Source organism: Anaerospora sp. (genome assembly GCF_032013335.1).
In the GTDB taxonomy this organism is placed as follows: Bacteria; Bacillota; Negativicutes; order Sporomusales; family DSM-15969; genus Anaerospora.
In genome coordinates this window covers 18,277-37,789 of sequence record NZ_DALZUO010000022.1, presented here as the reverse complement: position 1 = coordinate 37,789, position 19,513 = coordinate 18,277, and the positions used below count along the sequence as shown (strand labels likewise).

At 45.6% G+C, this 19,513-nt stretch carries 19 protein-coding genes and 1 riboswitch; of the genes, 12 read left to right on the top strand and 7 right to left on the bottom strand.

Annotated elements, in window-relative coordinates; all coding sequences use genetic code 11:
* Positions 1-23: 23 nt before the first annotated feature.
* The 5 genes from RTR76_RS15705 to RTR76_RS15685 all read right to left on the bottom strand — a co-directional run bounded on the left by RTR76_RS15705 (position 24) and on the right by RTR76_RS15685 (position 4,579).
* Entirely contained in the window at positions 24-959 is a 936-nt protein-coding gene (locus RTR76_RS15705) for an AEC family transporter (RefSeq protein WP_312522289.1), read from the bottom strand.
* A gap of 59 nt (positions 960-1,018) precedes the next feature.
* Positions 1,019-2,224 carry a DUF401 family protein gene (locus RTR76_RS15700; protein ID WP_312522287.1) on the bottom strand — a complete coding sequence of 402 codons (1,206 nt, stop codon included), beginning with the start codon at positions 2,222-2,224 and terminating at the stop codon, positions 1,019-1,021.
* A 130-nt stretch (positions 2,225-2,354) separates the two neighbouring features.
* Complete coding sequence (locus RTR76_RS15695) at positions 2,355-3,080, bottom strand: amino acid ABC transporter ATP-binding protein (protein WP_312522419.1); 726 nt, start codon at positions 3,078-3,080, stop codon at positions 2,355-2,357.
* 5 nt (positions 3,081-3,085) lie between these two features.
* Positions 3,086-3,739, bottom strand: coding sequence for an amino acid ABC transporter permease (locus RTR76_RS15690; protein ID WP_312522285.1), 654 nt, complete (start codon positions 3,737-3,739; stop codon positions 3,086-3,088).
* Between the two features lie 21 nt (positions 3,740-3,760).
* On the bottom strand, positions 3,761-4,579 hold the full coding sequence (locus tag RTR76_RS15685) for a basic amino acid ABC transporter substrate-binding protein (protein ID WP_312522283.1): 819 nt from the start codon (positions 4,577-4,579) through the stop codon (positions 3,761-3,763).
* A 327-nt stretch (positions 4,580-4,906) separates the two neighbouring features.
* On the opposite strand from RTR76_RS15685, the gene RTR76_RS15680 reads away from it, so the two are divergent.
* The 3 genes from RTR76_RS15680 to RTR76_RS15670 all read left to right on the top strand — a co-directional run bounded on the left by RTR76_RS15680 (position 4,907) and on the right by RTR76_RS15670 (position 7,926).
* On the top strand, positions 4,907-5,878 hold the full coding sequence (locus tag RTR76_RS15680; protein ID WP_312522281.1) for a tripartite tricarboxylate transporter substrate binding protein: 972 nt from the start codon (positions 4,907-4,909) through the stop codon (positions 5,876-5,878).
* Between the two features lie 78 nt (positions 5,879-5,956).
* Entirely contained in the window at positions 5,957-6,406 is a 450-nt protein-coding gene (locus tag RTR76_RS15675; RefSeq protein WP_312522279.1) for a tripartite tricarboxylate transporter TctB family protein, read from the top strand.
* A 14-nt stretch (positions 6,407-6,420) separates the two neighbouring features.
* The gene (locus RTR76_RS15670) at positions 6,421-7,926 is read left to right on the top strand and encodes a tripartite tricarboxylate transporter permease (RefSeq protein ID WP_312522277.1); all 1,506 of its coding nucleotides are present in this window, start codon (positions 6,421-6,423) and stop codon (positions 7,924-7,926) included.
* A 51-nt stretch (positions 7,927-7,977) separates the two neighbouring features.
* Here RTR76_RS15670 and RTR76_RS15665 read toward each other — a convergent pair whose 3' ends face one another.
* Positions 7,978-8,205, bottom strand: a complete 228-nt coding sequence (locus RTR76_RS15665) for a hypothetical protein (protein ID WP_312522275.1) — start codon at positions 8,203-8,205, stop codon at positions 7,978-7,980.
* Between the two features lie 119 nt (positions 8,206-8,324).
* Positions 8,325-8,439: riboswitch (TPP riboswitch) on the top strand.
* A 61-nt stretch (positions 8,440-8,500) separates the two neighbouring features.
* Here RTR76_RS15665 and cytX point away from each other — a divergent pair.
* From cytX to RTR76_RS15630, 7 genes are all read left to right on the top strand, one after another.
* A complete protein-coding gene (gene cytX / locus RTR76_RS15660; RefSeq protein WP_312522274.1) occupies positions 8,501-9,739 on the top strand; it encodes a putative hydroxymethylpyrimidine transporter CytX in 1,239 nt (412 codons plus the stop codon).
* On the top strand, positions 9,697-10,506 hold the full coding sequence (gene thiM, locus RTR76_RS15655; protein ID WP_312522272.1) for a hydroxyethylthiazole kinase: 810 nt from the start codon (positions 9,697-9,699) through the stop codon (positions 10,504-10,506). Before cytX ends, thiM begins: the two co-directional genes overlap by 43 nt.
* 4 nt (positions 10,507-10,510) lie before the next feature.
* Complete coding sequence (gene thiW, locus RTR76_RS15650; protein ID WP_312522270.1) at positions 10,511-11,011, top strand: energy coupling factor transporter S component ThiW; 501 nt, start codon at positions 10,511-10,513, stop codon at positions 11,009-11,011.
* 63 nt (positions 11,012-11,074) lie between these two features.
* Positions 11,075-11,470 carry a Rid family detoxifying hydrolase gene (locus RTR76_RS15645; protein ID WP_312522268.1) on the top strand — a complete coding sequence of 132 codons (396 nt, stop codon included), beginning with the start codon at positions 11,075-11,077 and terminating at the stop codon, positions 11,468-11,470.
* A complete protein-coding gene (locus tag RTR76_RS15640) occupies positions 11,467-11,724 on the top strand; it encodes a TIGR03905 family TSCPD domain-containing protein (protein WP_396145282.1) in 258 nt (85 codons plus the stop codon). Before RTR76_RS15645 ends, RTR76_RS15640 begins: the two co-directional genes overlap by 4 nt.
* A 179-nt stretch (positions 11,725-11,903) precedes the next feature.
* Positions 11,904-13,028 carry an efflux RND transporter periplasmic adaptor subunit gene (locus RTR76_RS15635; protein ID WP_312522266.1) on the top strand — a complete coding sequence of 375 codons (1,125 nt, stop codon included), beginning with the start codon at positions 11,904-11,906 and terminating at the stop codon, positions 13,026-13,028.
* Positions 13,028-16,102 (top strand): efflux RND transporter permease subunit, encoded by a 3,075-nt coding sequence (locus tag RTR76_RS15630; RefSeq protein ID WP_312522264.1) that lies wholly within the window; start codon positions 13,028-13,030, stop codon positions 16,100-16,102. Before RTR76_RS15635 ends, RTR76_RS15630 begins: the two co-directional genes overlap by 1 nt.
* A 167-nt stretch (positions 16,103-16,269) precedes the next feature.
* On the opposite strand, the gene RTR76_RS15625 is transcribed toward RTR76_RS15630, so the two are convergent.
* Positions 16,270-17,535, bottom strand: a complete 1,266-nt coding sequence (locus RTR76_RS15625) for an Nramp family divalent metal transporter (RefSeq protein WP_312522261.1) — start codon at positions 17,533-17,535, stop codon at positions 16,270-16,272.
* 201 nt (positions 17,536-17,736) lie between these two features.
* On the opposite strand from RTR76_RS15625, the gene RTR76_RS15620 reads away from it, so the two are divergent.
* Positions 17,737-18,315: a TetR/AcrR family transcriptional regulator gene (locus tag RTR76_RS15620; RefSeq protein WP_312522259.1), complete on the top strand. Its 579-nt coding sequence runs from the start codon at positions 17,737-17,739 to the stop codon at positions 18,313-18,315.
* Between the two features lie 48 nt (positions 18,316-18,363).
* Positions 18,364-19,503: an efflux RND transporter periplasmic adaptor subunit gene (locus RTR76_RS15615; RefSeq protein ID WP_396145303.1), complete on the top strand. Its 1,140-nt coding sequence runs from the start codon at positions 18,364-18,366 to the stop codon at positions 19,501-19,503.
* Positions 19,504-19,513: the final 10 nt, after the last annotated feature.

The following is a 19,513-nucleotide window of genomic DNA, read 5'->3' as shown; positions in this document are numbered from 1 at the left end:
TCTATATCCTAATAATGATTAGATTACAGCAGAACCATATATACCGGAATCGCCACCATAGAAGCGAGCGTAGTGATGGAAGTCATGACGGCGGCATATTCTGTGTCTGCCTCATAAATTTTGGCTAGTATCGCTGTTTGAGTCATAGCGGGCATGGCCGCCTGGATAACAAATACTTTTAACATCAGTTCAGGGATAGGGAAATAATGAGCAACAAGTAAAACCATCAGCGGGGAAATAATAAACCGGCCAATCAATAAGACGAGCATATCTTTCGTAACCTTGACTTGCTTTAGATTAACAGAATAGATGATCATTCCGATAAAGAGCATCGAGAGGGGAGTGGTCATAGAACCTAAATTCTTGAAAGTAACGGCCAAAAAGTCTGGTAAAGGAATTCCCAGGAATATTAAAGCTGTGGCAATGGTAAACGCAGTAAGGGGCGGGGAGAAGATATTTTTGACAGTTGCCAAGCTAAAGTCAGGCTTGACAAAGTTTTTTCCATCAGAACTGATACAATATACCCCAAGTGTCCAGAATAAGACGGCATTAGCCAAAAAGAAAAGTAATACTGAAGGAACACCCGCATCACCGAAGAGTGCTAAGTTTACCGGCAGGCCAACAAAAATAGCGCTGGAAACAAAGAACATAGAGCGGAAGAGGCCGCGCCGCCCAGTTGGTAATTGCAGCATATTGGCAGCTACATGGCCGATACAATAAGTTAATAGCATGGCAATAAACGGCACTAGTGTGCCAGGCAGTATTGCCAGCAGCTTGTCATGGGTAAAGGTAGTCATGAGATTCCATGTCATATAAGTGGGCAGCGCCACGTAATTTACCAATCGCGGCAGCAGTGTTTTTGCCTCGGCAGTAAGCCAGCCTTTATGAGTAAGCAGATAGCCGACCATTACCATAAGCAAGATGGTTACTACGCCCTGGAGGGCTTGAATAAAAGGCAAAGGTTATCACCTTCTTGTTTAGACACTTTTTGAAAAGGGGACAGTCCCCTTTTTTAAGCTTACAGGATAGAAGCATAAGCAGCTACGATCATAATAACATTTAAAATAAAGACGGGCCGCAGAGTTTTAAGAAAATCAGCATGAAAATAATCCAGGGTAACGAGTAAGCACATGTGAGCGGGAGAAAGCATTTGTCCGGCAGTGCCCATGACAAAAGAAATCATCGCCAAGGTTAAGTCGCCAGGTGCCATGACGGCAATAAAGGGGAAGGCAATAGCGACAAACCCCTGGGAAGTACCCGTTAAGAGTCCTGCAACAAAGGCAATAATTCCAATAACGACGGTAGCCGGAATAGAAATTGCATTAAGCAGCAGGGCGATTTCATTGATGGCGCCGGATTGTTGTAAAACCTGTTGAAAAAAGAGAATACCGACAATGCCCCAGAGGAGTTTACTGTCTAGTGCATGAAGCAGCATAGCGCGGATGTCGGTTAAGCTTTGCCGTAAGACAAGAATCATTGCACCCACAACGAGTGCCATAGAAATAGAAGCAGGCATTTTCAGGAAAACCACCAGAATAAAGTTAGCTATAATGGGGGCAGTTGCCAGCAGTAGAAAATGATAGCTGGTGCTGCCTGAGTCAGAAATAATTACAGTATTGCCCGATAGCTGATTTTTTTTGAGCGGTGATATAAGTAACAGCCATCCGATGACGGCAGATAAGACCGTTAGCCAAGCCATATGAGAAATCAGGGCGTTTAGTGAAAGCCCGGAAATTTGACTGGCAAGCAGCATGCCGGTAAAAATAGGGTTCGTGTATTCCCAGATGTGACGGAACCAGTAGTTAATAGCAGTTTTAGTTTCAGCTGAAAGGCTGAAAGGCTTACTGGCGCTTTCCACTAGCGGGGCAGAGAAGATCGCTCCACCCAAAGACGGAAGGAACCCTAAAAATGCCGGCATCATTGCCAGCAGGACGCGGTCACTTCGCAGCAGACTGCGGGCTGTAGCCATCAATCCGTCAATAATTCCGCCAGTGCGGAACTGGTATTCAAGACACATGACAAAGTACAGGGCAAAAAGAATTTCCCAGGTGCTGTGGCTGGTGGCAGTACGAAGGGCGGCATTTGCCAGTTTAGCTAATGTTGGCTCAGACAGGATAAATAGAATAGCCGACCCGGCCAGCATGGCATTACCCATTTTTACTTTTCGGTTAAGAGCTATAACAATAACAGCCAGCGTGGCAAGAACTTTTAGTACAGCGAACATCTACGATTGCAACTCCTATGCGAAGAATTGAGAGCATTTTTAAAAAGGTATTCCCTATAAATATAGGGTATACCTGCAACAAAAAAGAGACTGAGGTGGAATTTCTCAGTCCCTGTAGTGCTAGCTTAATTTAATTATGACGAATTCGTTTAAGAAAGGCTTTTGTTCGATCCTGCTCGGTGTTCTCAAATAGCTTCTGCGGTGGACCTTCTTCTACGATAACACCCTGATCCATAAAGATAACCCGGTCTGCAACCTCACGGGCGAAAGCCATTTCATGTGTCACCACAACCATTGTCATACCCTCTATTGCTAGCTCCCGCATAGTAAGCAGAACTTCACCCACTAATTCGGGGTCAAGAGCAGAAGTAGGTTCATCAAAGAGCATGATTTTAGGCTTCATGGCTAATGCCCGGGCGATAGCCACCCGTTGCTGCTGACCGCCTGATAATTCACGGGGATAGGCATCTTGTTTGTCAGTCAGACCAACCTTTTCTAAAAGCTCCAAACCGAGGGCCTCTGCTTCCGATCTGGGAGTGTTTTTTACGATTATCGGTGCTTCAATAATATTTTCCAAAACTGTTTTATGCGGAAAAAGGTTAAAACGTTGAAAAACCATACCGATTTGCATGCGCAGCGCACAAAGATCGGTTTTTGCATTGAGTTCACGACCCTCGAAGGAAATATGGCCTGACTGAATGCTCTCAAGCTGATTAAGACATCTCAGAACGGTACTTTTTCCTGAACCGCTGGGTCCAATGATGACAACTTTTTCTCCTTCGCTGAGGTTAAGGGTAAAGCCTTTTAGTACTTGAACCGCACCGAATGACTTGTGAATGTCCTTCATTTCAACGATATAACTCATTGTCTGGCCATCCTTTTCTCCAGTTTGTCTGCAATGATCATAAAGACGGAATTCATAATCAGATACAGTACAGCAATTGTTGTATAGACCTCAAATGTTCGAAAAGTAGTATAAATAAGTTGCTCGCCAGTACGGAGCAGTTCGGTAATCGTTACAAGAGAAGCGATTGATGAATTTTTGAGTGTCATGATAAATTGATTAACAAGAGGTGGGATACAAATCTTAGTTGCCTGTGGTCCGATGATCCGCAGCATTGCCTGACGGTAATTCATGCCAAGCGACATGGCGGCTTCCATCTGCCCTTTGTCGACAGCTTGAATGCCTGCCCGGATAATTTCGGTAACATATGCTCCTGTATTAATTGCTAATCCCAGTATGCCTGCCGTCATGCTGGATAGTTTAATGCCAAGCTGGGGCAGACCGAAATAGAGGATAAAGAGCTGAACCATTACAGGCGTGCCGCGAATAATCCAAACATAGAGAAAAGCGAGTGTGTTCAGCAGCCGGTTGGAGGATGTCCGGAACAAAGCGCCGCTGATGCCAAATACCATGCCTAACAGCAGAGAAAAAAAGGAGATTTCCAGGGTTACTAGACAGCCTTCTAATAAAACAGGAAACTTAGCTAGAATGATAGAATAATCAAGGTTCATAAAGATGTCCTTTCTTATCAGTTAGTTAGGTGAAGTTACCCATTTTTTATAAAGCTTATCAGCTTCACCGTTTTGTTTCATTTCAGTGAGAACGCTATTAATAACGGTCAGCAGTTCCTGATCCCCTTTTTTGACTGCAATCCCTAAAGACGATTTGGTAAAGGTGTCGCCAACTACTTTAACGCCAGGATGAGCTTTGTTATACTCCAACTGATTCAGCAGGTCATTAACGGCAGCATCTAAGCGGCCATTTTCTAAATCAAGTAAATAGTCAACCGTTTCTTTATAGCTTTTGATTGTGATAGCTGCTCCCTTTTCTTTCAATTCATTGGCGACTTTTTCGCTGGTAGCACCTGTTTTGACGCCAACAACTTTGCCGTTAAGATCACCGGTAGATTTAATATCGTTGTTTTCCGAGCACACAACCAGTACCATTCCGGTATCCATGTAGGGATCGGCAAAATCAACTACTTCTTTGCGGGCATCCGTTATGTACATGGCAGCGATTACTAAATCAGCCTGTCCGTTTTGAACAGAGGGAATCAAACTGGTAAATTGCATTTCCCGTACTTCTAAAGGAACACCAATCTTTTTGGCGATAGCCTCGGCCACATCAATATCATAGCCTACGATTTTATTGGTCTTCTCATCGTGATATTCAAAGGGGCGGTAATTGCCTGTAGCCAAAACCAGCTTTCCGGCTTTTTTAATCTCATCGATACGGCTTGTTTTTTTTGCGGTGTCACTGGTAGCGACCGGTGTCTGACCGCAACCGGAGAGCAAGGTCGCAACGAATACCAGTATTGCCAGCAGGCCAAGGGCTTTTCTGAATGTTTTCATATCCTATCCCTCTTTCTTAAATGAATTATAGTAAGGCTTTTGCCTTATTACCAAATAAAGAGACGGAGCCTGTGTTTGGTTAACACAAGGCTCCGTTGCCATAAAAAAACAGAAAAACCCCGGAATATATTTCCGAGGCTTCATTGCCGAAATCATCTATAGAATTTATTTAAGCATAACAAATTAAATGAGAATTGACAAGACGTTTATTTAAAAGGCTGGAACTTTTCTAGAAGATTTCAGTTGATAATGGATGAGTAGTTGATATAATATTCTAATTATAGTAAAATATAATGGAATATTCTATATTATATGGAGGAAAGTGGAATGAGAAAACAGATTGCTTTTTTGCTGGCTGCATTATTAATTGTAACTATGGTAGTCGCTGGCTGCGGCGGTTCGCAGACGGCCAAAAAAGAGGAAGTAAAATATCCTACTAAACCGATTGAGCTTATTGTACCCTTCGCTGCAGGCGGTGGTACAGATGCAGTGGGCCGCGCTTTTGCCGAAGCGCTTAAAGGCAATTTAAAACAAGAGGTTGTTGTAGTAAATAAAACGGGTGGCGGCGGTGCTGTCGGTATGGCAGAAGGCTTGAAAGCCAAAGCAGATGGCTATACGCTGACCATGGTTACCCGCGAGGTAGTTTCGCTGCCGCTTCAAGGGCAAGCACCTTTTAAGACTGCAGATTTTCGTCTCATTGCCAATGTTAATACTGACCCTACTGTTATTGTTGTATCTACAGATTCAAAGTATAAGACCATTGAGGATCTGCTCGCTGATCTGAAGGCTAATCCAGATAAACTTAATTTTGCTGCTTCTGTAACACCAAACTTTTATGCTATCCAGTTTTCGCAGGCCGCAGGTGTCAAATTTGTCACGGTGCCTTTCCAGGGCGCAGCTCCAGCCATGACGGAGATCCTCGGGGGAAGAGCAGATTTTGGTATTTACGGACCGGGAGAAGTAAAAGCACAAATTGACGCAGGAAAATTACGTCCTTTGGCAGTTATGGCTGATAAACGTTTTGACGGCTTAAAGGATATACCGACGCTGAAAGAAAAAGGAATCGATGCCTCGACAGGTACCTATCGCGGAATTGCTGTTCCTCCTGGAACACCGGATGCGGTTGTGAAAGTGCTGGAGGAGGCAGTAGCCGCTGCTGTTAAGGATGCTAAGTTTGTTGAATTTATGAATAAATCCTTTTTAGGAATCGACTATAAAAATGCCGCAGACTATAAGACATTCCTGGAGAAGGACACTAAAATACTTGAACCGATTATAGAGGCTGGCAAAAAGAAGTAAACTGTAAGCAAGTGGCGGAGCGAAGACTGATAAGCTATCAATCTTCGCTCTGATGTTTTTGAAAGGATGTGTTACGGCGTGAGCAACGCTGGAATATGGGCTGGCAGTATTATATTACTGTATGCAATCATTATATTTTATCAATCTTTCTCACTGGACTATTCAACCCGCCTTGGGCCTGGACCTGGCTTTTTCCCAAGATGGCTGAGTGGTGGATTAATTCTTTTGACTCTTATGTATATATGGGATTGCGCGAAAAATAACAAGGTTTCAACTAGTGAGCTATGGCCTAAAGGAAGAGCTTTGGGAACTATCCTGTCTATGCTGGGCGGGCTGGTTGTTTTTACCGTTATAGTAAATACTACCGGCTTTGTGATAGCAGGCAGCATCTTGCTGTTTGCCATGTTTATCCGCGATTACAAGTGGTATTACGCACTTAGTGCCTCTGTTGCTATAGCGGTGCTATTACTGTTTGTGTTTCAATCGCTGCTGGGAGTTTCACTCCCCGTTAATGAGTATGGATGGTAGGGGGAGAGTAGGAAATGGATTCATTTATACCGTTGCTTGACGGTTTTGCAACAGCGTTAGCAGGCTGGAATTTGTTATATTGTCTTATTGGTGTAACAATCGGCATGCTTGTGGGAATATTGCCCGGCCTGGGGCCAACAACCGGCACGGCTCTGCTGCTGCCAATAACATTTTCCATGGAGCCTGTACCGGCCATTATTATGCTGGCAGGTATTTACTATGGTTCACTATATGGCGGAACGATTACGTCCGTGCTGATCAATACACCTGGGGAAGCAGCCTCGGTGGCAACTTGTTTTGATGGTTACCCAATGGCCAGGCAGGGGCGGGCAGGAACCGCTCTAGGAGTTGCTGCCATTGGCTCTTTTATTGGTGGAACCTTTGCGGTTATCAGTTTAGTATTTATTGGGCCTCCGTTAGCGGAATTCGCCTTGAAATTTGGTCCTCCCGAGTTTTTTGCGTTAATGGTGCTTGGTTTGGTTATGGTTGTCGGGTTAATGGGAAAGTCGATTATTCGCGGTATTATTTCTGCAGTTATCGGCTTGACACTATCCTTAGTCGGTATGGACCCAATTTCTGGCGCTCTCAGATTTACTTTTGGTGAACTTCACTTAATGGAAGGCTTTGATTTTGTAACAATCGCCATGGGTTTATTTGGTATTTCCGAAGTGCTGCAAGGTATGGAGTCCTCTCACCATGCCGGAAAGCCTCCTAAAGTGGGCTCCCTGTTTCCGCGCCGCGAAGAATGGAAACCTACGCTGATGGCTATTGCCAGAGGAACAGGTATCGGCTGCCTCACTGGCTTAATTCCCGGCTCTAATGCCGTTATTCCTACAATATTATCGTACACGGTGGAAAAGAAAGTAGCAAAAGATCCTTCCCGGTTTGGCAAAGGCGCCATTGAGGGAGTTGCCGGTCCTGAAACCGCTAATAATGCGTATTGTGGCGCGGCGCTTATTCCTCTATTTACGCTGGGAATTCCCAGCTCTCCAACGATTGCGGTACTGTTCGGAGCTTTTATTATGCATGGTCTGACGCCTGGACCGGCTTTGTTTCAAAGCAATGCCAATTTCGTCTGGTCAGTTATTGCCAGTATGTTCATCGGCAATGCAATCCTGCTTGTTATGAACCTGCCCTTAGCCCGGATGTGGGGAAAGATTGCTACCATTCCGCCCAAAATGCTCTATCCGGCAATTGTTATTGTATCTGTTCTGGGAGCATATAGTGTGAGCGGCAGTGTGTGGGATATTTGGGTAATGATCGTATTTGGAGTGCTCGGTTATATCATGAAGAAACTCGATATTCCCATGGCACCTGTTGTGCTGACTTTTGTGCTGGGCAAAATGATAGAAAGTTCATTGCTGCAATCCTTGATGTATTTCAAAGGGAGCTTTCTGGGGTTCTTCAACCGGCCTATTGCCGGTACACTGCTGGTCTTAGCGATGCTGCTGTTAATTTTGGCCATAGTGGCCAGCGTGAAAAACAAACGGGGTATATTGGCTGATGATGCTGAGGTGTAATCGTAAGTATGTAAAAACCGGAACACTCATGTTCCGGTTTTTACATTACTGTCAGGCCTCTTCTTTTTGTTCTTCGCTTTGCTCTTCTTCTGGCACACTGACTTCTTCAGGCCGTTCTAAGGATTGGGTGCCATTCAGGCGGATTTTCTCCAGTAATTCGACCATCTGTTTGTTTTGCACAATGATAATTTCCTGGTTCTTTATCATGGCCTGCAGGGGTGTTAATGCCGTTTCAAATCTGTCCGTCACATATTTAACCACTTTTTCGTAGGAAGCCAACTAAAATCCCCTCCTTAAACTATTGCGGTACTTCATCATATTGCAGGACGAGTAAAAAAGTGACTAGTTAAGGAAAGGTTTGCATATTTAGTTATTATATATTAGTATTACAGTAATGGAATATGGGCGAGGGGTGCCGGAGAGACCGGCTGAGATACAGAACGTGTTCTTCTGTGACCCTTAATTCACCTGATCTGGGTAATGCCAGCGTAGGAATAGCCAATAAGGTCTTGTATGTGTCTTGATGCGCATCCCTTATGGGATGCGCTATTTAATTTTAAAAGAAGGTGAAGGAATGAATAGTACAGGCTCTGCCATGGAGTTTAAGCATTTTCTATTTTTGTGGTTTGGTGCAGCAGTGTCTATTGCCGAAATTTTTGCCGGTGGTATTCTCGCTCCACTCGGATTTGCCAGTGGTATTAGCGCGATCCTGTTAGGGCACCTCATAGGGATTGTGCTGTTAGTATTATGCGGTATCATTGGCTCCCGCGAGCGTATTTCCGCTATTGAATCAACCCGCATATCTTTTGGCAGTTATGGAGTGTACTTATTTTCTATATTAAACGTGCTGCAATTGGTTGGCTGGACAGCCATTATGATTATGTCAGCGGCAAAGTCTGCCAATGAAGTCACAAAAATGCTGTGGCAAGGGGATTATCTCGTTGGTTGGCAGCTGGCGATCGGTGGACTTATTATGCTATGGATTGCTTTGGGGCGTGAAGGCGGCTGGAAGAAGGCTAACATCGCAGCAGTTGTTATGTTGTTTGTACTTACTCTGGTTCTGAGTGGCCTGGTTTTTAATAATATCAGCGGTCTCTCTCAAATTCCAGCAGTCGGTGGAATGCCGTTTAGTGCCGGATTAGAGCTTAGTGTAGCGATGCCTCTCTCGTGGCTGCCGCTTATTGCCGATTATACCCGGTATGCAAAATCGGCGAAAAGCTCGGCCTGGGGCAGCGGCCTGGGATATTTTATTGGCAGCTGCTGGATGTATATCATCGGCTTAGGGGTTGCACTTACCGCCGGAACTGCCGATCCCGCTTCCATTATGGTGGCAGCAAATCTGGGATTAGCGGCTCTGGGGATTATTATCCTGGCTACTGTAACTACGACATTTATGGACGCTTACTCGGCGGGGGTCAGTTTTTCCAGTCTTTGCCCCGGATTGAATGAGAAATATATTGCCTTGTTTATGGCTGTAATAGGCACAATGCTGGCCCTTATCGTTAATATGGAGCAATATGAAAGCTTTTTGCTTGCGATCGGCTCCGTTTTTGCTCCCCTGTTTGCTATTGTACTTACTGATTATTTTTGGCTTAAAAATCGCCGTATCAGGCCGGAATTAAAAGCAAACTTTCTAGCCCTGGCAGTATGGGGGCTGGGCGTAGCGCTGTATTACAAGTTTCTTGCATGGGAGCTTGCAATTGGAGCAACAATTCCGGTGCTTGTATTGGTTAGTCTGCTATATGCTATTGTAGGGAGGGTGGCCAATCCATGGATGTATTGCAAGCTGTCTGCCAAACACTCGAGCAAGTAAAAGCACAGAACCCGCTTGTACACCAGTTAACCAATTTTGTTACAGCTAATGACTGTGCGAATGTAACACTGGCGTTGGGAGCTTCGCCTGTAATGACAAATGATCCCGGCGAGGTTGAAGAAATGGTGAGCTTTGCCTCAGCATTGGTTTTAAATATTGGTACATTGAACGGTCAATTGGTTGATTCCATGATTCTTGCCGGCCGAGCAGCAGCGCTAAAGGGAATTCCAGTAATTTTTGATCCCGTAGGAGTTGGCGCCACTAAACTGCGCACTCAGGCAGCCGAGCGGATTATTCGGGAAATTCCACTGGCAGTGATCAGGGGGAACATGTCGGAGATTAAGACACTTGCAGGAATAAATGAGGGAATCCGTGGCGTTGATTCTACAGCAGGTCAAGAGCAGGGACAAGTGGTTGCAGCAAGCCTTTCTAAACGACTGGGGTGCGTTGTGGCAATAACGGGAGCAGTCGATATTATTGCTAGAGAAGATGAAGTGTATCATATTACCAATGGTCATCCGCTGTTAGCGGATGTTACCGGAACCGGCTGCATGTCTACTGCTTTGACAGGCTGCTGCTGTGGTGTTGCTGATTCTGTTATTGGCGCCGTTGCCGGTATTGCCGTTATGGGCATCGCCGGTGAAATTGCCCAAAAGTCTCTGGCAGAGAAGGAAGGCCTGGGAACTTTCCGTGTCCGGCTGATTGATGCCATATCTGCTATGAACAGTGATACGTTTAAGACCTATGCTAAGATAAAAGGAGCGTAAGCAGATGGATATAAGAAGAATGAGCTTTGCGGCTTTGTTTATAGCAGTGGGAGTTTTTTCCGCTCATTTAATCTATATTCCAGTGGGGATTGCCAAGTGTTTTCCCGTTCAACATGCCATTAATGTACTGTTGGCGGTGCTCTTAGGAACGCGTTATGCCGTGAGTGCTGCTTTTGGGATTTCAGTGCTGCGGGTACTGCTCGGTACCGGTTCGCTGCTTGCTTTTCCCGGCAGCTTGTTTGGGGCAGCGCTGGCTGGAATCCTTTATAAACGGACGCAGCATATCGGTGGAGCGGTGCTGGGAGAAATAATTGGCACAGGAATCATCGGTTCACTGGCAGCGTATCCTGTAGCTGCATATATTATTGGATCAAAGGTTGGAGCTTTGTTTTTCGTTGTTCCTTTTCTGGTCAGTACTGCAGGCGGCAGTCTTATTGCCTGCATACTATACTATACGCCTATTACTGCCTATTGCCGTGAGCACCTGGATCATAAATCTGCTTAAGCAGGAATGGTCTATCCTTGGTCGAACTACTTTGTAGTAAAGCAGTACAAGGAGATGGTAGCTATGACCAGAACAGCTTATTCGGCTGAGGGTGCTGTTGCGGTAGGTCCTTATTCACATGCAGTTGATGCAGGGCAAACCATATTTTTTTCGGGGCAGACTCCGATTGATCCGGCAACAGGTGAATTAGTTAAAGGTGATATTGCTAAGCAAACAGAACAGTGCTTCTGTAATTTATTTCAAGTTTTGCAAGCTGCGGGCTTAACACCGGATGACATCGTAAAGGTAACGGTGTTTTTAACCGATATGGCTGATTTTAAGGCAATGAATGAAGTTTATGCTAAGCAATTTCAAGTTCCATATCCTGCAAGAACCACTATCGGAGTAGCTGCTTTGCCGCTGGGAGCGAATGTAGAAATTGAAATGATTGCCCGCAAGGCAACAAAATCCGGGGAGTGAGTGCAATTATTACGTATAAGACAAAAGGGGTATGTGCTACTGAAATCCGTTTTGAAGTAGAAAACGGTGTTGTCACCGATTTGGTATTCGTCGGGGGATGTCCTGGGAATTTAAGTGCAATGACCACATTAATTAAAGGTATGCCTGTTGGTGATGTGATTAAGAAACTGCGCGGAACAATCTGCAGGAATGCAACTTCCTGTGCTGACCAGCTGGCTCAGGCTTTGGAGCAGCATGCAGCGACAACAGAATAATAGGTTGTAAAATGATAAAGACCATTGCTCTAGTGGAGCAGTGGTCTTTTTTTGTTAAAATATGTGTACACATTTACGACATAAAAGTATATCAAAGTACAAATTAAAGTGATATACTTATTGTGACTAATCAGTCATATTTTTAAAATGCTGCTGCTAACTAGGAAGGGTGAAGGTAAGTGCCTTTAACGAATAAGAAGAAGATGGCTATTGTTCTTGCTATTGTTATTACCCTTACAGGGGTAGTGGGGTACCGAATTTATCAAAATATAGCTGCGAGCAAAGCACGTGCCGGCAATATGCAGGCAAAGGCTGCCACTGTTCAAGTCGCCCAGGTTGGCAGGAAGGATATTATTCCCAAGGTCGAGTACTCAGGCAGTCTGGAACCTGTCTGGAGTGCTGACGTATCTGCAAAAGTTGACGGCCGTGTAAATACGCTGACCGTATCTGAAGGAGATCTTGTAAAAAAGGGAACTGTAATCGCGACTCTTGATACGAGCGAACTGGCGGCACAAGTGTTGCAGGCACAGGGAAATCTGATAGCAGCCCAATCTGGCTTGGAACAAGCAGAGTTGGATTACAATCGTTATGCAGTATTAGCCGAAAAGGGAGCAATTGCTGCCCAAATGCTGGACGGCGCCCGCACGAAGAGAGATTTGTCACTCGGTCAGGTCCGGGCTGCTGAGGGGAGTCTGGCTTTAGTACAGGAAAAATTGAATAATGCTAACGTTCTTGCTCCACGGGAGGGAGTCGTTACAAAGCGATATTTACAGGCTGGAGCCTATACCAGAGCTGGTTCGGCAATTGTAACGGTGGCCGATGTATCCAGCTTACTAGCTAAAGCTACTGTTGGTGAGGCACAGGTTGCTGACCTGGCAGTAGGTACGCCGGTTAAAATTACAATAAACGCCCTAAACGGACAGGCGTTTACCGGTACAGTTGCCCGTGTATCACCGGTAGCTGCTTTACCTGCCCGAACTTTTACAGCTGAAATTATTGTGCCAAATGAAAGCGGAATGTTAAAAGCTGGGATGTTTGCCAAAGTGGAACTGGCAACCCGTACCCATCCCCAAGTGATCACTATCCCCGAAAGTGCCTTGGTAATGAGGGAAGATCAGAAGACGGTATTTGTTGTTAGTGCTGATAATAAAATCCAGCAGCGCTTAATTAAGCCAGGCTATATCGGGGATGGTCTTGTAGAGGTGCTGGAAGGACTGACTGACGGAGAAACCATCGTTGTTGACGGCCAAAACAAGGTAAAGGATGGAGCGGCCGTTTCACCAGTGAAAGATGGTGGTAACTAATGGGAGGAATTGCAACATTTATCAAACGACCTGTATTTACTACTATGCTGGTCATGCTGTTGGTCGTTTTCGGGCTGGGAGCATATCCGGGGCTCGGGATTGATTTGAATCCGGATGTGGATTTTCCGCTCGTCATGGTATCAGTAAGTTTTGCCGGGACTTCACCGGAGGAAATGGAGAGTTTGGTAACAAAGCCAATTGAGGATGCGGTCAGTTCTCTGTCCGGTATCAAAAATCTCTCATCAGTAACGCGGGAAGGAAGTTCCCAAATTACCATTGAATTTGAATTTGGTACCGATCCGAAGCTCGCGGCAAATGAAGTTCGCGAGAAAGTATCGGTTGCACGTAAGCGGTTGCCTGATCAAGCTGACGAACCTGTAATTCAGCGTTTTGACATGGGAGCTCAGGCTATTGTCTACTACAGCCTGTCATCGGACAGTCGCAGTCCCGGCGATATCCGCAAATTAGCTACGGATATTGTAAAAGATGAACTGCAGCGCGTCGATGGCGTAGCTGATGTGACCGTATCAGGTGGTTCCGAGCGGGAGATTCGAGTAGCAGTCGACTCCAAAAAACTCGCTGCTTATAATATTTCAATGACCCAGATTTTAGACGCTGTTAACAGCCAAAATCTAAATGCTCCTGGCGGCCGGGTCAGTGATAAAGGTACTGAGCTGACGGTGCGCACCATCGGCAAATATAAAAATGTTACCGATATTGAAAATGTGATTGTCGCCAACAAAGAAGGACTTTTGATCCGTCTGAGCGATGTTGCAGCCGTTTCCGATACCTGGGCAGAAGAACGTATGCTGGCCAGGGCCAACGGTCAGCCGAGTGTGCTGATTGCCGTTCAAAAGCAATCAGGCACCAATACAGTTGCGATTGCCGATAAGGTAAAAACAACGATGTCCAATGTGCAAGCCTTGCTGCCTCCGGATGTAAAAGTGGCAATCACTCGCGACAGCTCACAATATATTCGCAGCAGTGTAAATGATGTTATGGAATCGATGATTTTTGGCGGTTTGCTGGCAGTAGCAATAACGTTTCTTTTTCTTCAGAATGCCAGAGCAACCGTGATTGGAGCTATTGCCATTCCTACGTCAGTAGTGGCTACCTTCTTTCTATTAAAGATGATGAATTTTACGCTGAACAATATGTCGCTTATGGGGCTTAGTTTGGCTGTTGGTATTCTCATTGACGATGCCATAGTCGTTATAGAAAATATCTACCGCCATATGGAACTGGGAAAAACGCCAATGGAAGCTGCCCGTGACGGTACTTCTGAAATATCGCTGGCTGTTATGGCAACGACCTTGTCCATATTAGCTGTGTTTGTTCCTGTCGGCTCTATGAATGGCATAGTAGGACAGTTTTTTAAACAGTTTGGTTTAACAGTTGCTTTTGCAGTTGCTTTTTCGTTGTTTGTTGCTTTGACACTGACACCGATGCTTTCCGCCTATTGGCTTAAAGCCGGGCACGGTCAAGCTGCCGCACACACAGGAAAAAAGGGCTGGCTGCGCTCGCTGCTGGACCGTTTTGAAGCAGGTTTTCAGGAGTTTCAGCAATTCTATCGCCGCGTGCTGAGCTGGGCGCTGGCACATCCTAAAAAGCTTGTAGCCATTGCTGTTCTATCCCTGTTTGCCAATGGTCTCCTATTACCTTTTCTCGGTTCTGAGTTTCAACCTACGTATGACTCAGGTGAGTTCAATATTACGATGAATGCTCCGGCAGGAACATCGCTGGAGAAAATGCGGGAATTGGTAAAACCTGTGGAAGCTCAGGTCCTTGCAATTCAGGAACGAGAATCATCGTACCTGATTATTGGTTCTGGAGGTCAGGCCGGCAAGGCTACGATGGGTGTTAAGCTGGTACCGTCAGGTGAGCGATCCCGTTCAATGGATAAAATCATGGACGAACTGCGTCTGCATTTCCGTGATATTGGACGTCTAAAGGTTACTGTAACCAATAACCAGGGGATGGGCCGGGGTGATTCCCGTCCGGTACAAATTGCCCTCAGGGGACCGGAATTGGATAAACTCAATCAAATGGCTCAGCAACTGGTGGAAAAGATCCGGCAGATTCCCGGCACAACCGATGTAGATGTATCTGCGGAGCAATCGTCTCCTGAAATTCAGGTAGCGGTTGATGCTGTACGGGTGAGTGATGCCGGACTTGACACAACTACAGTTGCCACGACTATTCAAATGGCGTTTCTGGGAGCTACGACTCGCAACGAGTTTAATCCCAGTGATAAGGACTATCAAATTCGAGTTCAATTGGAAGAACAGGGACGCAGCAGTCTAGATGATGTAGCCAACTTGCTGATTGCGTCCAAAACAGGAAACTTTGTACGGTTAGGTGATATTGCCAACGTAACGCTGTCATCAGGGCCGACTCAAATTGACCGCGAATCACGGCAGCGCCAGGTTATTGTTTATGCTAACGTAGTAGGGGTATCTGCTGGTGATATTACGACTAAAGTCAAGGAACTGATGCCAGGCATGAATTTGCCGCTTGGATATTCGTATAAGTTTGTGGGGCAGGCTCAGACTATGCAGGATTCGTTTATGGAAATCGGCAAAGCGCTGCTGCTGGCAGTAGTGCTGATTTATATGGTGCTTGCCGCACAGTTTGAAAGCTTTATTCATCCCTTCACTATTATGCTTTCTTTACCGTTTTCCTTAACGGGAGCAATCCTGGGGCTGTTGATTGCCGGTCAGACGATGAATATCATATCGCTGATCGGGGTCATCATGCTGATGGGGCTTGTAACCAAAAATGCCATTCTGCTTGTTGATTATGCAAATCAGCTGCGGCAGCGGGGGATGCCTATTATTAATGCTTTGATTGAAGCAGGAGTAGTCCGCCTCAGGCCGATTTTGATGACAACAGCAGCAATGATTTTTGGCATGATGCCGATTGCTTTAGGTATTGGCTCAGGTGCTGAAATGCGCCAGTCAATGGGAGTAGTGCTTATCGGTGGCTTGATTACGTCAACCATGTTAACATTAGTTGTTGTTCCTGCCGTATATCTGTTAATTGAACGAGTAATGGAACGCTTTAAAAAAGCGTAAATGCTTCGGATAGGAAAAAGAGAGAACCCCGCTGCGCAGGGTTCTCTCTTTCGCGTGTAGACAAACGTACCTGGAAAGAGATTGCCGCGTCGTTTTACTCCTCGCAATGACAGTAAAGTCGGGTGTCATCGCGAACGTAACGCGGCAATCTCCTTTGCTTATTTTTATTAGCTATTCAGTAAATAGTCGATAAGCAGCCAAATATTTAACCCGCTTACAATAGCGCCGATAATCAGTAAGGTGATTTTTAACCGGAGGTTATTGGCGTATTTGCCCATTATTTTGGGCGAAGAGGTTAAATAAATTTGCAAAAAAATCGTAATAGGCAATTGAATGCTAAGCAGCAGCTGGGAGAAAATCAGCCCTCCAAAGGGGTCGCTGATGAAAAAGATAATTAATACGGCACACACATAGGTGAGCAGAACGCCTATACGGGAGTGGGGATCTTTAATATTGTAAGCCTCGCCAAAAATACCGGCAAAGATACTGCCACCTGCCATTCCGGCAGTACTGGTAGAGGCAAAACCGGCAAAGAGAAGAGCTACTGCAAAAATGAGAGAGGCAGAATCGCCAAGCAGTGGACGGAGCATGGCTTCCGCTTGCTCCATGGTTTCTACGTGAATGCCTGCCTGGAAAAACGTGGCCGCTGCTACTAAAATCATAGCACTGTTGATTGCCCAGCCAATGATCATTGAGAATAGCGTATCCAAAAATTCATAGCGCAGCTGACGGCGAATCAGCACATCGTCCTCTAAATTCCATTGGCGGCTTTGAATGACTTCAGAGTGCAGAAACAAATTGTGAGGCATAACAACCGCCCCTAAGACGCTCATGATAATCGGCAGTGATCCTGTTGGTACTTCGGGCACCACCCAGCCGCGAGCAGCCTGCATCCAGTCAATGTTGGCCATATTCAATTCCAGTAAAAATGAAAAGCCAATTAAAGAAACAAAGCCAATAATCCATCTTTCTAATCGGCTGTATGAGTTGGTCCACAAAAGACCCGCCGAGGTTATGCCTGCAAGAACGGCGCCGATGTTAAGCGGAAGGCCGAATAGGATGCGTAAGGCAATGGCCATACCCAAAATTTCTGCCACAGCAGTGGCAATGGCAGCGCCTACAGCTGAGCCTAGAACGAATCGGGACAGCCATTTGGGTAAATAGGCTGCTGCTGCTTCGGACAGGCAGTAGCCGGTAGCAATGCCGAGATGAGCAGCATTATGCTGGAGGATAATTAACATGATGGTTGAAAGGGTTACCATCCACAAGAGAGTATAACCGTAATCCGAACCGGCAGCGATATTGGCCGCCCAATTTCCCGGATCAATAAATCCTACGGTAACAAGTATACCAGGTCCCAGATAACGAAGCAGTTCTCTGGCTTTAATATCAGGCAGATGAACTTCTTTCGGTAGTAAATTATGCCAGTTCATAGTAACTCCTTCAAGTAAATTTTACTAAATACTAATTCGCACAAGAGAAGAGCGAATCCTTTTGTTCAATAGGTATTTTGTCTTTTTAAAAACTATACGTACCAATCATTGACATCCGGATAAGGGTCTGATAGCATAAGAACATGGTACCCAAAAAACTGTTTCGGTTTCCACAGTAATATTAAGTTAGGAGGTGTAGCGTTGCACCATAGAATTATGGATGCTGCTGTAGAAGAAATAAGCCTGAGAGGAATCAAATTTACCATGCATGATCTGGCGATCAGGCTAGGTATCAGTAAGCGGACCTTATATCAGTGCTTTTCTTCAAAAGAGGAATTGGTTGCGTCAATTATTGTTGCTAAGCTGGATGATGTAAAGCAGCAGCGTGATGAAGTTATTAGCGACGATCAACTTCCTTTTGATAAGAAGCTATATAAGGTACTTACACTTTGTCCACGTATATACTCCTCGGTAAACGGCAGTCACCTTGAGGAGATCCGGCGTTATCTCCCGGGTGTTTGGAATAAAATAGAGCAGTTTATTGATGCTGACTGGAGTACGGTCGAAACCATTCTTCAGCAGGCAATTGAAGCAAAGTGTTTTCGTCCTATTTACATTCCCCTTGTCATAAATATTCTCAAGGGATCTACGAAACAGATTCTTAGTTACGATTTTGCTGCCTGTGGCGATATTTCTAAGCCGGATATGTTTAATTTACTGGCAGAAGTGGTTTTATATGGGGTTGTTAATCCTAACAATGAACAGGGCATTAAGCCTTGATCTATATAATCTCCCGGCGTAGCCAGGGAGAACTAATTTAGAGGAGGAATAACGGTGAACAGAAAAAGCATCATTTGGCTAGCTGTACTTCTTTTACTTGTTACTACAGGCTGCAGCAAACAGCAAGCTGCCCGTCCACCGCAAGAGGTCGCGGTTAAGGCGATGCAAGTTATACAGAAGGATACGCCGGTTACATATGAATATGTCGGTGAAATAGTACCAAAAGATGAGGTCCAAATTCAGACGCGGGTTTCCGGCAATATTTCCCGTAAGCTGGTGAAGGGCGGCGATACCGTTCGTGCCGGTCAGCCTTTGTTTGAAATAGACAACCGCCAGTATACATCATCCGTAGCTGATGCCCAGGCACAGGTAGCACAGGCTCAAGCATCGCTCAGTAATATCCGCCGTGATGTAGCCCGTTATCAAAGTTTGGCAGCTCAAGGTGGCATTGCAGCACAAACGCTGGATACGTCCCTTGCACAGGCCGAACAGGCGCAGGCTCAGGTGGAAGCGTATCAGGCCAAACTAATTCAGGCTAATAACGATTTGACTGATACAGTGATTGTTTCTCCTGTTAATGGACGAATTGGTGTTGGTGAATTAAGTACCGGCCGTTATGTCCAGGCAGGGAGTACTGTGTTGGCAACCGTTTCAACTGTTGATCCGGTACAAGTCCGTTTCAGCATGAGTGAAAATGAATATTTGAAATTTGCTCGCATGGGTAACTCACCGGATGCCTGGGGACAAAATCTCAAGCTGCTCTTAAGTGACGGCAGCGCCTATCCGCTTGCCGGTCATTTGGAGCAAATAGACCGTGGTATGGCTAATCAAACAGGAACATTGACGATGAAAGCTGCCTTTGACAATCCTCAGCAGCTGCTAATTCCCGGAATGTTTGCCCGCATCGTGGCTGTTGGTGAAAACAGGACAGGAGCAATGCTTATTCCGCAGCGTGCTGTCCAGGAAATGTTAGGCAAAACGTTTGTCACTGTTGCAGGTGCCGATAATAAAGCGGAGACCCGGGCTGTCAAATTGGGAGCAAAAATCGGCAGTCTGCAAATCGTAGAAGAGGGCCTTACTGGACAAGAAGTGATTGTTGTCGAAGGATTTGCTAAAGCGCAGCCCGGTTCGCCGCTCAAGATTACTATGATCGGGCCGGATGATCTGAATATTCCGGTCGCGAAGTAAGGGGGCGGGT